Source organism: Algoriphagus limi (assembly GCF_024919275.1).
Taxonomy (GTDB): Bacteria; Bacteroidota; Bacteroidia; order Cytophagales; family Cyclobacteriaceae; genus Algoriphagus; species Algoriphagus limi.
On sequence record NZ_JANWGH010000001.1, the window covers coordinates 1,062,296 to 1,077,718 of the forward strand.

Below are 15,423 nucleotides of genomic sequence, written 5' to 3' on the forward strand. Positions count from 1 at the left end.
ACTCAACCGGTTCCCAATCACTCGGACAGCACCTTCTACATTATCCAGTTTCATCGAATATGACTGACTCCAAGGAACTGTACGCATCGTAACCGTATTCCCCTCTATCACCGCATCAGTCAGGTACTGCAAAAATACCCCATAGGCATACGCACCCTCAATCTCATTGTCACGTAACTCAAAGCCCGGAGCTCGATAACTACTGCCCCCTCCGCTATAATACAGGCTCGCCCTTCCACCAACAATCTGACTTCCTACTATCCGGATTCCCGATGAATTCGAAAGTTCCAAACGGACATTCCCTCGGTCCACAACATCTACTTCCGTATCGGGACTCTCCATACGACAGCCTTCAATCAGAATATTGTCCAATCGGTTCACCCCGCGGAACGTAAAGGCATAGTTCGTATTCAACGCCTTTACCGTCAGGTTACGGAATACCAGGTCACTCGCATTCTCCAATAAAACAACATGGTTAGTTGCCTCCGCCTGAGAGGCAAACTGTAGGACAACATCCTCACGATTGCTCGTAGCCGATTCATAGGTCACCGTATTGCTTTCAGAGCCTCCCGCAATATCACCGATATGAACCTGCTCCTCATAAACCCCCGAAGCAATCTCGAAAATCACCGGCCCCGCTACTCCGTTCTGCTCCATCGCTTCCACCGTAGACTGTATTGTGGTGAAGTTCCTGTCTCCCGTACCTGAAGGATTGATGGTGTAGGTACCCGACAGTGGAGTCAAAGCATTCGTATCTATCTCGTTGGCCCCTATACTCGGAGTCGCATCCCGGGTAACCCCATTGATGTCCGTTGGCACCTCTGTCAACGGAGTACCAGCATTCGCCAAAGCAGGAGAACTCGCCGTCAAATCCGTGTCACTGGCAAAGTGTGGATCAAAACTCAATGAATTCGCATCCACCCCCCAGCGGCTTTGCCAGGAAGCCAAATCACCAAACTGTTCACTGGTTCCTAGTTGCGCCAAGTAAGTCCCCGAAGTATACAGATCATTATAATCCATCTCCTCCAAAGCATTCGAGTTCGATACATAAATCGCCACTGCACCATTCGACTTGAAAATATTGTTTGTGATCCTATTTCCTGTATTACCGAATCCACCCGAGTAATGCATCGGATAGGCTCCAGTCCTGTCATCGATCGCATTGAGGCTGTTGTGATAAAAATACAAATGGGAATTACTGGACAAATATACCGTACGGAAATTCCCAATATTCTGAATCCAGTTATTGGCAACCAACCCAGGTGTGTCGGCAGCAGCCTGACCACTGGAAACCGAAAGACCTTCATAAATCGAACCACTCAACCGGTTCCCAATCACTCGGACAGCACCTTCTACATTATCCAGTTTCATCGAATATGACTGACTCCAAGGAACTGTACGCATCGTAACCGTATTCCCCTCTATCACCGCATCAGTCAGATACTGCAAAAATACCCCATAGGCATACGCACCCTCAATCTCATTGTCACGTAACTCAAAGCCCGGAGCTCGATAAGTACCAGCAGTTCCTCCTTTATAATTAAGTCCTACTGATCCTCCTTGAATAGCATTGTCTATCAACTTAATATGAGATGAAGTTGAGGGTTCAAAAACTACATTCCCCCTATCTCCATTAGCTATTCCAGTATCTGGGGATTCAATAACACATCCCTCAATTGAAATATTTTGAATATCACCTTGAGCATGAATAGTCCTTGCATAAGTAGTTCCCAAAGCAAGGACTTTTATGTTTTTCAAAACATAATGACTACCACTGTCAAACCGAATCACATAATTATCAGCAGTTCCAGTAGCTGCATATTGAATGACCACATCCTCTGCAATCCCGGATTGGCTTTGAAAAGTGATAGTATTTGTCTCGGATGCTCCGGTGATTGCTCCAAGCAGAATCTGCTCCGTATAGGTTCCAGTCTGTACATCAAAAGTAACCGGACCGGAAATTCCATTGCTTGTCAAAGCTGAGACAGCATCCGAAAATGTAGGATAGTCAGCTGAAACTCCAATCGTGTAGGATCCAGAAAGTTGTTGAGCAAAGGCGAATGAAGTCGAAAAATAGAAAAATGAAAGAAGGAAAATTAATGATTTGAGCCTTCCAATTTTCTTTTGAGTGTTTGGTATACCTGTATCCATTTAAACAAGATTTTTTTGCTTGGTATTTATCAAGCTAAAAATCCAAATCTGTCTCAAGAATGGATATCAGGTATGTATCAGATGATATAAACTATGTAACATGGGTTAAAAAATGCCTTTTTGAGTTAATTGAGGCAAAAAATCTTACTTAATCCCAGGTGGGAAGTAAGTGAACAATGCAGGTTAATTCCTCTTTGGAAAGGTTCTCTGACCGAACTTTCACTAGGAATCTTTTGGCGAGAATAAATTCAAGATGGATTTGAGACATCTCTTGAATTTGCTTTTCCAAAATCCTAAACCCTTGATGCTCGTTAATAAAAATTTCCTCTTTAGAAGCCACTGGATCAAAGTCTGATTTCAACTTTTCTAAGCTTTGCTTTAAAAAGATAATTCCGCTTTCTCCGGCACCATCCATTATTTCAAGGGTAAAGAATTTATTGTTCTCAATTGCATGCTGATAGATGAACAGGACAGAGCTTACTCCTATTTCTTCCTGAGAACCTATAACCAAATCCACTTGGCTGAATGAGCCTATATTGACAGGCACCTTTTTCTTTAACTCCTCCCCTGTCAATGGAACTTTTTGAGATAAATCCTCTAAAGATTCATCATACCTTTCTATTTCTTTCTCATTTTGATGAAAGGATTGAACTTTCAAATTGGGAGTTTGACAAGAAAAGAGTAGAAAAAGCAAAAACAGAAATCCAGCAAACCAATGCCCCACAATAAGCCTATTTATTATTCAGATCAAAGCTAGAGGCAGAAAATAAAACAGAATGAAAGAATTGTAACATTGAATAACAAACAGGTAACAGATTAGAAGTAAAATTTGAATTTCTTCTAATTCCTAAAAAAATCAGTAATAAAAAGCCTCATTTTCAAAATCTTATTATCTTAAGGACTCTATAGTTGTTGAGAATTAAAGTAATGGTGAATAGGCTTAAGGAATCACTTTTTTCAAGCTTTTTATTTTTAGCTTGTTTTTTTATTGGCGCAGAATCACTTGCCCAAAATGATATCTCTTTTCGGCAATTATCAGTCAATGATGGGCTTTCTCAAAACAGTGCCATATCCATTACACAAGATCAGGATGGGTTCCTTTGGATAGCTACTCAGGAAGGTCTAAATCGATATGATGGCCGAGAATTTATCCAGTACCCCAAAAAATTCAATGATATTACCCAACCGACTCAAGTCATCTTGGGAAAGGTATATTCGGATACCAAAAATCGAATTTGGATTATTCCAGATTCTACAGTTCCTGAAAAATTAAATCGAGATTCAAATGAATTCATCCCAATTGAAGGAGTAAGTTCTGCAAATCAGATTTTCGAGAACTCGGAAGGAAATATCTGGATAGGCACCCTATCTGGGCAACTTTTTCAATGGAATGAGAATTCCCAAAAAGCAGAACTAATATGGAATGATCCTACTAAAGAGATCAACCATATTTCTGAATATCGGGACCAGCTTCTTCTAACTTTCAAAGATGAGATTTCACTTTTTAATAAGGAGTCCCAATCAATTGAACCAATATTAAGAGCTGAGGAAGAATCCTTATTCTCACGAGCTTTACCCCTGAAAAATGGTTCTATTTTATATGGAACTCTATCAAAAGGAATATGGATTTTACCTAAAATAGGTGAGGAATCTATTCCCATTTCAGATTTTTTTGATTTGGATTCCAACCCATTTGATGACGCCATGATCTTAGATATTTGGGAAGCTCAAAATGGCTTAGTTTGGGTAGCATCTTATGGTCAAGGTGCGTTTTTAATTGATTTTGACAATCAACAAATTCAGAACTTCACCTATTCCAAACAAAACCCAAGATCCATTCACTATAATGATATTCTATGCCTCTACGAGGATTACACAGGTACAATTTGGTTGGGCTCGGATGGAGCAGGGCTCAGCTTTTATGATCCATTTCTAGAGAAATTCAACTTTTTCCATAATCAGCAGCTACCTGAAGAAATTAATATTGATGTAATCCGATCTATATATGTTGGATCTGATGATAAAGTTTGGATTGGAACTTCTGGAAAAGGGTTAACCTCCTATGATCCAAAAACGGGAATTTGGAAAACATTTCATGCCGAAGAAAATAATCCCAACACTATTCGGAATGATCGGGTAATGAGTTTGTTAGGAATTCAGGATAAACTTTGGATTGGCTATCAGGATGGAGGCTTAAGCATTTTGGACACCAAATCCGGAACTTTCAGACACTATGATGATTCTTCTCAACCTTCCCTTCCCAGTAATACCATTTGGAAGATTCTAAATGATTCTAAAAACCGTGTCTGGCTATGTACCCGAAATGACGGATTGATTCAATTTGACCCTGAAAAAGGAGTTGTAGAGCAGTTTATTCATAAGGAAGGTGACCTGACCAGCATTCCCGATAATAATATCCGAACTATTCTACAATCAGGTGAAGATGAATTTTGGATTGGCACCGAAAATCAAGGTATTGCCAAATTCAATTTAAAAAGCAAAAGGTTTGAACGATACCAGCATGAAGAGGGAGATGCAAATTCGCTTAATAACAATTCCATAAAGTCGCTCTACCTATCACCTGACAACAAGTTATGGATAGGAACAAATGGCTCAGGGATCAATATCTTAGACATCAACACTAGGAAATTTGAATATATAACGACTGAAAACGGCCTTCCAAACGATGTAATCTATGCTATTCTTCCAGATGAAAATGGAAATCTTTGGTTAAGCTCCAACAAAGGAATTTCGCAAATCCGAGCCTCAAATTCAGAATACCAAATCACGAATTACACCAACTATGATGGTTTAGCAACAGAGTTCAATACAGGTGCATATTTCAAACACCCTTCAGGAACTCTTTATTTTGGAAGTTTGGAGGGTTTGTATTGGTTTGATGCTGAAGATATTTCTTTTAATCCCATTCGACCAAAAACTGCAATTACCCATCTTCAAGTATTTGGAAAGGAATTCCCATTGACCGAAAATCAAAACTTTAATTATAACCAAAACACCCTGACTTTTTCAATTGCCAGCCTGGTGTTTTCCAGTCCTGAGAAAAACCAATTTGAATATCACTTAGAGGGATATGATGAAGACTGGATAAATGGAGGAACCTTTAATATTGCTCGATACACAAATCTTCCGCCCGGGGATTATACCTTTTTTGCTCGATCCAGTAATTATGACGGCATATGGACAGAAGATATTGTTCAATACAAATTTTCCATTTTACAGCCCTGGTATTGGACTTGGATTGCGAGACTATGCTATACCCTACTTGTGATTTTTGGGATTTGGTGGTTTATCAATTACCTAAAATGGAAATGGAAAATGCAATACGAGCTTCAGCTAAAAGAAGCAGAATCGGAACGCTTGCATGAAATAGATCAGTTCAAAACCAATTTTTTCACCAATATATCCCACGAATTCAGGACACCATTAACCTTGATGATGGGTACAGTTCAGCGATTATTCCAAGAATCTGAAAACCCTGTTTTCAAATCTCAATTGAATCTGATCAAGCACAACTCATCTCGACTTTTGAATTTAGTGGATCAATTATTGGAAGCTTCAAAAATCAAAACCGGAAGATTAAATCTTAAAATTCAAAAGGGTAATCTTGGCCTATTGCTTCAGACAGTTACCATGAATTTTTTCTATTCGGCTTCTGAAAAAGGAATGAAGCTGACCAGTAAAATCCCATTACTAAGTGAAATTTGGTTTGATGCTGATAAAGTTGAAAAGATTGTTGGTAACCTCCTACAGAATGCCATCAAATACGGCAAGCCCAATACGGAAATCTTGCTAGAAGCAGAGCGTGCAGGAAGTTATGTAACCCTTAGAGTCACTAATACTAGCTCTAGAAAATACAGTACAGAAGAAAAGGAGCACCTTTTTGATAAATTTTTCAAGGCTGACCAGAATTCAGATGGTTTTGGAATTGGACTTCCTATGGTAAAAGACTTGGTTGAATTACACAAAGGGAACATCAACTTGAATTTAGATAAATCTGAATTTTTTGAAGTAGAGGTTAAACTTCCAGTTGATAAGTATTTCTTTTCTCCGGAAGATGTTTGGGAAAATAGTTCAGAGCCAATTTTGGAAGAACAACCGCCTACTCCATCTCAAGCACCAGAAAAGTCACCTTTGGTTCTAATTGTTGAAGACAATGATGATTTAAGGAAATTCATAAAAGACAATTTGAAGGGCTATTTCAATCTTATTGAAGCAAGAAATGGAAAAGAAGGCCTGTATTTAGCGCTGAAAAAGGTTCCCGATCTCATTATTTCAGATGTAATGATGCCTGAAATGGATGGTATTGAATTGTGCCATTCTCTAAAAACGGATGAAAAAACTTCTCATATACCAATCATCCTCCTTACTGCAAAATCCGAAGAAGAACATATGCTAAAAGGATTAAGAGAAGGGGCAGATGATTATATGATCAAGCCATTTTCAATTCAAAAATTACTCGTTCGAATAGAAAAACTGATCGAACTTCGAAAAAACCTCCAAATTCGGTATTCAGGAAAAACGGAGATTTCTCCTAGTGAAATTGCTGTCACTTCCACCGATGAGGTGTTCCTTCAAAAAGTTCAGGAAATTGTCGATTCTGATCTTTTGGACTCTAATTTTTCTGTAGACGACTTTAGCAAAAAACTGGGAATGAGCAGAATGCAACTTCACAGAAAATTAACCGCCTTAACAGGCCTTTCTACATCGGCATTTATTCGGGATCAAAGACTTCGCAAATCTTTACAAAAACTGGAAAAATCTGATGAAACAGTTGCAGAGATTGCTTATTCAGTTGGTTTCTCCTCTCCCTCTTATTTCATAAAATGCTTTAAGGAAACTTACCAGATGACTCCGTCTGAATACCAGCAAAGCAAACAAAAAAATTAAGGGTGTCTCATAAATAACCTTTGTCAGGCTAAGCGCCTGCCTTGCCAGTAGGCAAAAAGTCGAATTCTATTTTCAATTAGTTCAGCGACGTTTCGACTCCGCTCAACGTGACAAAAAAACAACATTTGAGACCGCCCCAATTATCATGACTCATAATGCTCTCGATAATAATCTTGATAGGATCCTGAGGTCACATGATCAAGCCAATCCTGATTTTGTAAATACCAATCAATAGTTAAATCGATTCCCTCTTCAAATTGTAAACTTGGCTCCCAACTTAGTTCTTTTTGAATTTTGGTAGCATCAATGGCATAGCGAAGATCATGTCCCGCTCTATCCTTAACAAAAGTGATCAATTGCTCAGAAGTACCAGGTTCACGACCTAATTTTTCATCCATTTTCTTACAAAGTAGTCGGACGATATCAATATTCTTCCACTCGTTAAAGCCACCGATATTGTAGGTTTCACCAGGCTTTCCTTTATGGAAAACGGTATCGATCGCTCTTGCATGGTCTTTTACAAATAACCAATCACGTACATTCTCTCCTTTTCCATATACTGGAAGAGGCCTCATATTCTTGATATTATTGATGCAAAGCGGAATCAGTTTCTCTGGAAAATGATTCGGTCCGTAATTATTAGAGCAATTGGAAATAACTGTCTTCATCTTGTAAGTATTGGCATAAGCCCTAACAAAATGATCGGAAGCAGCTTTGGAAGCTGAATACGGGGATTGTGGATCATATGGTGTGGTCTCCAAAAAGAAGCCACCATCATGAAGCGAACCATATACCTCATCTGTGGAAACATGGTAAAAAAGATGTTGATCTAATTCCTCTCCCCAAGCCTTTTTTGCAGCATTGAGAAGGTTGACTGTACCAATCACATTCGTTTTTACAAAAGCCAAAGGATCTGAAATAGAACGATCAACATGTGACTCAGCCGCCAAGTGAATAACATCTGTAATCTTATGCTTAGAGAAAACAGCATCCAAAGCTTCAGCATCTTGGATATCAACTTTCTCGAATTGATAATTTGGAGCTCCTTCTACCTCTTTCAGGTTTTCAAGATTGCCGGCATAAGTCAATGCATCCAGATTAACGATTGAATATTCTGGATATTTTTCAACAAAAAGTTTGACTACGTGGGAACCGATAAACCCAGCTCCACCTGTTATCAATATTCTCTTTTTCATTTAATATCTTTCTTGTAATAGTCTAAATACCAGTCAGTAAAAGCTTTCACCCCTTCCTCGATGGGAGTATTTGGTTTGTATCCAGTATCCCGAATCAGATCTTCCACATCTGCATGCGATGCTGGCACATCTCCGGGTTGCAAAGGCAACAAATCCATCTTGGCCTCCTTACCCAAACCTTTTTCAATAGCATGGATATAATCCATTAAAAGTACTGGTGAGGAGTTGCCAATATTGTAAATCTTAAATGGAGCTCGGCTACTTCCAGGATCGGGATTTTGAGGATCAAATTCAGGATTTGCTTTGGCAGGTCTATCCGCTACTTTTAAGATTCCCTCAACGATATCATCGATATAGGTGAAATCCCGCTTCATTTTTCCATAATTAAAAACCTGAATTGGCCTTCCTTCCAATATTGCTTCCGTAAATAAAAACAAGGCCATATCCGGTCTTCCCCAAGGACCATAAACCGTGAAGAACCGCAAACCAGTCGTAGGAATTCCAAAGAGATGGCTATAAGTATGAGCCATTAGCTCATTGGATTTCTTCGAAGCAGCATATAGCGAAATGGGGTGATCTACCGAATCTGAAGTTGAGAAAGGCATCTTCTCATTGGATCCATAGACAGAGCTAGAAGAGGCATAAACCAAATGCTTCACAGGATGGAAGCGACAGCATTCCAGAATATTTAGAAAAGCGATGATATTACTTTCAACGTAGACTTCTGGATGTGTGAGCGAATACCTTACTCCGGCCTGGGCTGCTAAATGAATGACCACATCGAATTTTTCCTCCTCAAACAACTTCATCAAGGGTTCCTTTTTGGCTAAATCCAAGCGAATAAACCGGAAGTTTGGATGCTTATTCGAAGAGGCTAATTCTCCAAATTGAATTTGATCCCGATCTACCCCAAGGTGAGCTAGTCTGTCAAATTTCAAATCCAAATCATAATAATCATTGATGACATCTAGGCCAACCACCTCTTCTCCCTGCTCAATCAAGCGCTTACAAACGTGGAACCCAATAAAGCCGGCAGTACCGGTAACCAAATATTTCATAGAGGAAGGTAAAAAGATCTACTTGGGTCAAATATAAACTATTCAGATTTTTTGACCTCATCCAAAAGCCGAAGGTAATTGGAAAATATTTCTTCTTGGATTTTTTCCCGTTGATAGTTCTCCTGGATTTCACCCAAAAGCCGACCTGCCATTTGGGCCATTTTATCCCGCTTTACAAATGCAAACTCTAATGCTTCCTTCAAAACTTCCACACTTCCAACAGGAAAGATCAAACCGGTTTTTTGTTGGGTGATGATATCCCTATTTCCAATAATATCCGAACAAATGATTGGAAGTTGCATGGCTCCGGCTTCCAGCAAAACATTTGGAAAGCCTTCTCGATGAGACGCATGAACCAAGACATCCGCCAATGCCATATAATGTGCTACATGATCTGTCCAGTCAATCTGCACGATTCGAGGATGATCATTGATTTGCTGAATTATATCAGAATTCAAAGGGTTTAAATCCTGTTCAAAGGAACCAAGAAGTACTAATTTGGAGCGATTTGCAATCTTGGACTCCAAAAATGCCTGTACCAATTCCTCGATTCCCTTATCCTTCACCAATCTCCCAACAGCCAAAATGATAAAATCATCCTCACCGGGCATGATTCGCATGGTGGCAGCTACTAAATGATTTTCCTTCAGAGCATTTCGGTTAAACTTCACTAGGTCTACACCATTGGAGGAGCCTTTACCAACCATTTTTACTTTTTCAGTAGGACAAAATCCCTGCTCCAAAATAAAATTCTTCAGCCCTTCAGAGTTTGGCCAAATCTCAGTTGCATTAGCATAAGTCCACTTTTCAGCATTTTCAAGCACACCCTTTTTTGTGCCTTTTGCGGCCATAGCAGGCATTCCAGCCAAAGTATGAATCCGAATTTTCACCCCAGCCAAATTTGCGGCAATCATTCCCAATAAACCTGCCTTCGGAGTGTGGGTATGAACAATATCGGGTTGCTCTTTTTTAAAAAGCTTATAAAGCTTCCAAATGCATGCACTGTCTTGAACAGGAGTAATTTTCCGAGTAAATGGAACTACCTGATGAGGTACTCCTTCAGCTTTTTCAATTTTTGGGATTTCCTTGCCATCGGCACTTACCATCAATACTTCCCAACCTTTTTTCTTTGCATAAGCCATTTGGCCTTGAAGAAGCAATTGCAATGAAAGTGGAACAGTAGTGATTCGAATCAGTTTTGGCATCAGCAAAAGTTTAGTAAAAGTGCAAAAGTAAAAGATTCAATCCAGAATGTCCCTTTCAAATCGATTTTGGAAAGAAGTCTTTCCCAAAAAACGGAAATTTCACAATTCTATTTTTGGATTTCTAGGAAAAGTCGGACTCTTCTAACTCGAAAATTTCTTCAACCGAAATGCTAAATACTTTAGCGATTTTTAAAGCTAAGACTGTGGACGGAACGTATTTTCCAGCCTCAATGGAATTGATGGTTTGTCTGGACACCTGCACTTTTTCAGCCAGATCCTGCTGAGTCAGATTATGCCTGGCTCGCTCTACTTTGATTGTATTTTTCATAAGCTCAATCCCAAATTCCGTTCTTGCTTAAACATCACCCATCGAAACCTCAGGATGAACAGGACTGGAATTGAAAACATATTGAAAAAGATAAAAGACAAATAATCAACTCCATAAAAAACGACTGTTCCAATCACATTCAGCAAGAAATAACCATAACAGGCCAGCAAAATAGAATCGATCCGGAGTTTCTGAATGTATTCGTCCTCCTCCTTTTCTTTGGAAAAAGAGATTAAAAACAAAGAAGCTAGTAAGCCAATAATGGCAAGTTCGTTTGTCAAATTTCTATCCTCAAAATTAAACACATCCTTTAGGGTGCCTGGACTCATTTCCAGCCAAGAAAATTCAAACTCATAAAAAGCACACAAAAAGGTAAGGACAGCAAATGGTAGAAACAGAATCCATCCGAATTTTTGAAATCGATGCGGAAGGAGAATTTTAGATAAGTTCATGGTTTTTGGTTTAGTTATTCGTTTTAGATGCTTGATACTTTTGAAGTTGAAATGCAGCGAAGATGTACAGATTGAGTAAGAACAGAACTAGATAGACGGTAAACATCTCAGAGGTCAAGCGATCATATCGGATGTAATTGATCAACATAATCGCTCCAAGTCCCCAAATCATCCAAAAGAATCCCGTTTGAAAGGCTTGAAGCCTAAAGGTGCGGATCATTTCATCTTCAATTTTCTCTCGTGTAAGGTTTAATATCCCAAAACCAATCGCCCAAAATCCATAGAGAATTTGAGCTGCTTCATTGGGATCCATATTGGGATTGGCAAATGCCAAACCAATGACCAAAAACACAGGTAGCGGAAATAAGGCATAGGCAACCTTTTTCCAGCCAGTAGATAAAAGTGGTACGTTGAAAATAGATCGATTCTCCATATGTCAATTATTTTTTACCAAATGTAAAACAAACTTTACCTTTTGTCAAAATTTCTTTTCAAAAAAATGTTAAATCACAAAAAATAGACTTATACCTATCTGATATATTTTTTCATTATTTCCAAAAAGGAAGGGCTTTTGTTTACCTTTATTTAATTGATCACATGAAAACTTGCCATTTTTATGATTTTACAATCAAAAATTGCTGTAATAGGCTGTGGGAACTTAGGAACAGCCATCGCCAGAGGACTTTTATCTATTGAAGGTTTTGAAGCGAAAAATCTAACCTTGACTAAAAGAAATGTGAATTCCTTGAAGGAATTTGCAGATAAAGGTGTCACAATTACCAGTAACAATAGTCAAGCCGCAGAAGGGGCGGATATCGTTATCCTAGGAGTAAAACCATACAATGTTGCTCCCATTCTTAGAGAAATAAGCCCTGCGATCGATCCAAAAAAGCAAATCATTGTCTCCTTGGCAACGGGAGTTACTATCGCAGAAATATTAGAAAACACCAGCTCTGATTCCATCGCTTTTCGGGCAATGCCAAATATTGCCGCCGACATTCAGGAGTCCATTACCTGCATTTGCGCTAAAAATGCCAATACTGATCAAGTAGCATTGATTACCCAACTTTTTGACTCAATTGGACAGACAGTAGAAATCGACGAAGGATTGATGGAAGCTGCCACTGTTTTGGGTGCTTGTGGGATCGCTTACGTTTTACGATTTATGCGGGCAATGATTCAAGGTGGAATACAAATCGGTTTTGATGCAGTCACTGCAAGTCGCATAGTCAATCAAACCGTAAAAGGTGCAGCGGAATTGATGATTCAAAAAGACATGCACCCTGAAGAAGCTATCGATAAAGTAACTACTCCAAAGGGCTGCACAATAGTCGGGTTGAATGAAATGGAACATCAAGGATTCAGCTCCGCTATGGTAAAAGGAGTTTTAGCCAGCTACGAAAAAATCGAAAAGTAAATCCCTACCCTCTTCTCAGCAATATCAAAGAATTTAACGATTTAATAATCTTGGGAAATTTCTGCCCTGAGGATACACGCAATCGTATGCGAAGAAAAATAATTCAATTTTTTATTCTAAAAGTTATAATAACCTGTAAAACAATTATTTGAGGATTGTTTTTTTTTTGAATCTTTTTACTAGATTTGTCTTGGGTGATAAACAACTTTTACTGTTCCTTTTTGAAAGAAACAACTTTTATAGGAAGGGTTGTTTGGTATTTTTTCTCCTTCCTTTCTTTAAAATCTTCTGCTCAATCTGGCTCCGGTTCTTTTGCCGGAGTTAGTTTTTATAGCCATTTCAATCACCCAAAATCAATCGTACACCAACAAACCCCCTGATACCCTGATTCGGTGCAAACATGTATGTAGGGTCAAAAGTAAGTGCGTAGGGATTGTCAGGAGTTGGAATTACAGAACCATCTGATGCAAATTGAACTTCTCTATCAAACGGATCAAAAGCACGTGCGATACTATTTGCAGGTGGTGTAAAATTCAAGAGGTTCTTCACTCCTCCAAAAATCTCCCAACCCTTATCAAATCGTTTGGTCACTTGAATATTCTGTATACTCCACCAAGGAGAATATTCGGGTCTAGGATCAAGATCTCCTAACAAAGGCAGTCTCATGGGACTATAAACATTTCCGGTATAATCGATTTTCCAAGAACCTTTTGGAAAAGTGTAGGCTATATTCCAAACTCCTGAAAAATTTTCCGTCAAAAGCTGTCGGATCATTTCACCATTTTCCTCAAAGGAAACATCCATTAGAGTGACTCCGACATTCCCCTCGAATCCGGATGGGAAAGCAAAGGCAGAATTGAGCGAGAAACCCTTGGAAACCGAATACCCATCTAAATTGCTATAAATGATTTGATTGGGATCTGTTTCGTAATCGGGGATAATTCGATTGGTAAAATGTGTATAGAACAAGGATCCGTCTAAGCTGAAAAACACGCCCTTATCGGTATAGAATTTCTTCACCATATTGGCATTCGCATTCCAGGACCTTTCCGGCTGAAGCTCCTCCTCAAAAATAACTTGCCTTGCCCCAGTTAAAGCCGCATGATCTTCGGTAAAGACATTGGCTACTCGAAATCCATTCCCTACTGAAAGCCGGAAGATTAGGCTTTGGTCAGAAGAACTGACTTTCAGATTCGCCCTTGGTGAAGTAATCAGTCCATGAATGGAATGATAATCCACCCTTGAACCTAGAAGAAGACTTGAATTAAGTTTAAGACGAATTTCATCCTGAACAAAAACCCCAGGAAGATGATAAATCGAAGGTTGATTGATGTCCAGATTTATTCCCGCCGTAGCTGGAGTGTTATCATCATAAAAAGTGTATCGATAAGCTACACCCGAAAGAAATTGATGATTTCCTGCTTCCTGATTCCAAGTCAATTGACTGAAAATTATCCGTTGATCGCCTAGATATTCGACATTTCCATACACTGAGTTTTGATTATGCCCATTTGCAGAAAATTGAAGATTTACTCCTTGCAGATGAGGCAATTCATAATTTCCAAAAAGCTCCCAACGACTCGTATAGATGCTTTCTCCATAAATCTCCTCTCCTCCCCGAAAATCCGGAGTCCAGTTCATCTGTCCACCCCATCTGTCTTCATATAGATATCGCATCCCAATGGAAAAACCCTTTCTGCTAGATCTTTCAAAGTCTAATTTCTGAAAAACAGAAATCCGCTTTGCCAAGGTCAAATCCGTCATTCCATCTTGATTATGATCGATGGGATTGTCATAATAAAAGCCATTTATCCCAGTCAACGATTGAATTTTGGATCCCCATGCAGACTTTAGTCCCAAATCAAAATTAATCTCACCCCAGCTGCTTCCCATGGACTCAATGGCTAAGGAAGGGGCCGATTCAGGACTTTTGGTAATAATATTAATCAGGCCTCCTACTGCTTCAGAACCATACAAGGTAGAAGCTGGACCTTTCACCACTTCAATCCGGTCAATCAAAGATTGAGGAATTCCCGTCAAACCATAAACCGAAGCCAAACCACTCACAATAGGCATCCCATCTAATAAAACCATGGTATATGGTCCTTCTAGCCCATTGATATGAATATCACCTGTATTGCAAATATTACAATTGACTTGGGGGCGGACTCCATTGATTGTGGTAAGCGACTCGAAAAGTGATGGGGCTGGATTGGCTTTAAAAAATCCTTCTTTGAAAACTTCAATGGGAACGGGACTATTGGATCTTGATACTTCCTGAAGCGTTCCACTTATTACCACCTCATCCAATGAACTGTCCAAGGCTTCAAGGTCAATTCTCAAAAAGTTGTTCTCAGGAAAAGAAATTTCCAATGTTTTTTTCCTGTATCCGAGTAATGATACTTCCAGCTTATGAACCCCATTTGGAATATTCTGAATAGAAAAGAAACCCAAAGAATCAGAGGTAGCCCCTTTGGATAATTCTGGTAAAAAGATGGTTGCGAATTCCAATCCTTTTCCATTAGATAAAACTTTTCCTTCCAAACCCTCTTGAGGAAAAGCAAATGGGGAGAGTAGAATCAAGAAGATTTGAAAAAAGAACCATCTTTTTCCAATAACCCTAAATTCCATTACCCAAACCCGGTTCATCAAAGCTTATATTTTAAATTAGATTACAAAAATACAATTTGTTAGACTATTCTAACAAA

Annotated in this window: 11 protein-coding genes; 2 read left to right on the plus strand and 9 right to left on the minus strand. The window is 39.1% G+C overall.

All coding sequences use genetic code 11. From position 1 onward, the window contains the following. A partial coding sequence (locus NY014_RS04625) for a right-handed parallel beta-helix repeat-containing protein (protein WP_259413372.1) occupies positions 1-2,151 on the minus strand: 2,151 nt, incomplete at its 3' end. Between the two features lie 148 nt (positions 2,152-2,299). Next, a complete protein-coding gene (locus NY014_RS04630) occupies positions 2,300-2,809 on the minus strand; it encodes a hypothetical protein (RefSeq protein ID WP_259413373.1) in 510 nt (169 codons plus the stop codon). A 254-nt stretch (positions 2,810-3,063) separates the two neighbouring features. Between NY014_RS04630 and NY014_RS04635 the strand changes: the two genes are divergently transcribed. Further along, a complete protein-coding gene (locus NY014_RS04635; protein ID WP_259413374.1) occupies positions 3,064-7,059 on the plus strand; it encodes a two-component regulator propeller domain-containing protein in 3,996 nt (1,331 codons plus the stop codon). Positions 7,060-7,202: 143 nt separating this feature from the next. On the opposite strand, the gene rfbB is transcribed toward NY014_RS04635, so the two are convergent. From rfbB to NY014_RS04665, 6 genes are all read right to left on the minus strand, one after another. Then, positions 7,203-8,255, minus strand: coding sequence for a dTDP-glucose 4,6-dehydratase (rfbB, locus tag NY014_RS04640; protein ID WP_259413375.1), 1,053 nt, complete (start codon positions 8,253-8,255; stop codon positions 7,203-7,205). Further along, positions 8,252-9,313: an NAD-dependent epimerase gene (locus NY014_RS04645; protein ID WP_259413376.1), complete on the minus strand. Its 1,062-nt coding sequence runs from the start codon at positions 9,311-9,313 to the stop codon at positions 8,252-8,254. Before NY014_RS04645 ends, rfbB begins: the two co-directional genes overlap by 4 nt. Before the next feature lie 38 nt (positions 9,314-9,351). Then, on the minus strand, positions 9,352-10,518 hold the full coding sequence (locus NY014_RS04650) for a glycosyltransferase family 4 protein (protein ID WP_259413377.1): 1,167 nt from the start codon (positions 10,516-10,518) through the stop codon (positions 9,352-9,354). Positions 10,519-10,639: 121 nt separating this feature from the next. Then, the gene (locus NY014_RS04655; protein WP_259413378.1) at positions 10,640-10,846 is read right to left on the minus strand and encodes a helix-turn-helix transcriptional regulator; all 207 of its coding nucleotides are present in this window, start codon (positions 10,844-10,846) and stop codon (positions 10,640-10,642) included. Beyond that, on the minus strand, positions 10,843-11,298 hold the full coding sequence (locus tag NY014_RS04660; protein ID WP_259413379.1) for a hypothetical protein: 456 nt from the start codon (positions 11,296-11,298) through the stop codon (positions 10,843-10,845). Before NY014_RS04660 ends, NY014_RS04655 begins: the two co-directional genes overlap by 4 nt. Positions 11,299-11,308: 10 nt before the next feature. Further along, positions 11,309-11,731 (minus strand): hypothetical protein, encoded by a 423-nt coding sequence (locus tag NY014_RS04665; RefSeq protein ID WP_259413380.1) that lies wholly within the window; start codon positions 11,729-11,731, stop codon positions 11,309-11,311. Positions 11,732-11,914: 183 nt separating this feature from the next. Here NY014_RS04665 and proC point away from each other — a divergent pair, with 183 nt between their 5' ends. After that, positions 11,915-12,715 carry a pyrroline-5-carboxylate reductase gene (proC, locus tag NY014_RS04670; protein WP_259413381.1) on the plus strand — a complete coding sequence of 267 codons (801 nt, stop codon included), beginning with the start codon at positions 11,915-11,917 and terminating at the stop codon, positions 12,713-12,715. Between the two features lie 339 nt (positions 12,716-13,054). On the opposite strand, the gene NY014_RS04675 is transcribed toward proC, so the two are convergent. Next, complete coding sequence (locus tag NY014_RS04675; RefSeq protein WP_259413382.1) at positions 13,055-15,364, minus strand: TonB-dependent receptor; 2,310 nt, start codon at positions 15,362-15,364, stop codon at positions 13,055-13,057. Positions 15,365-15,423: the final 59 nt, after the last annotated feature.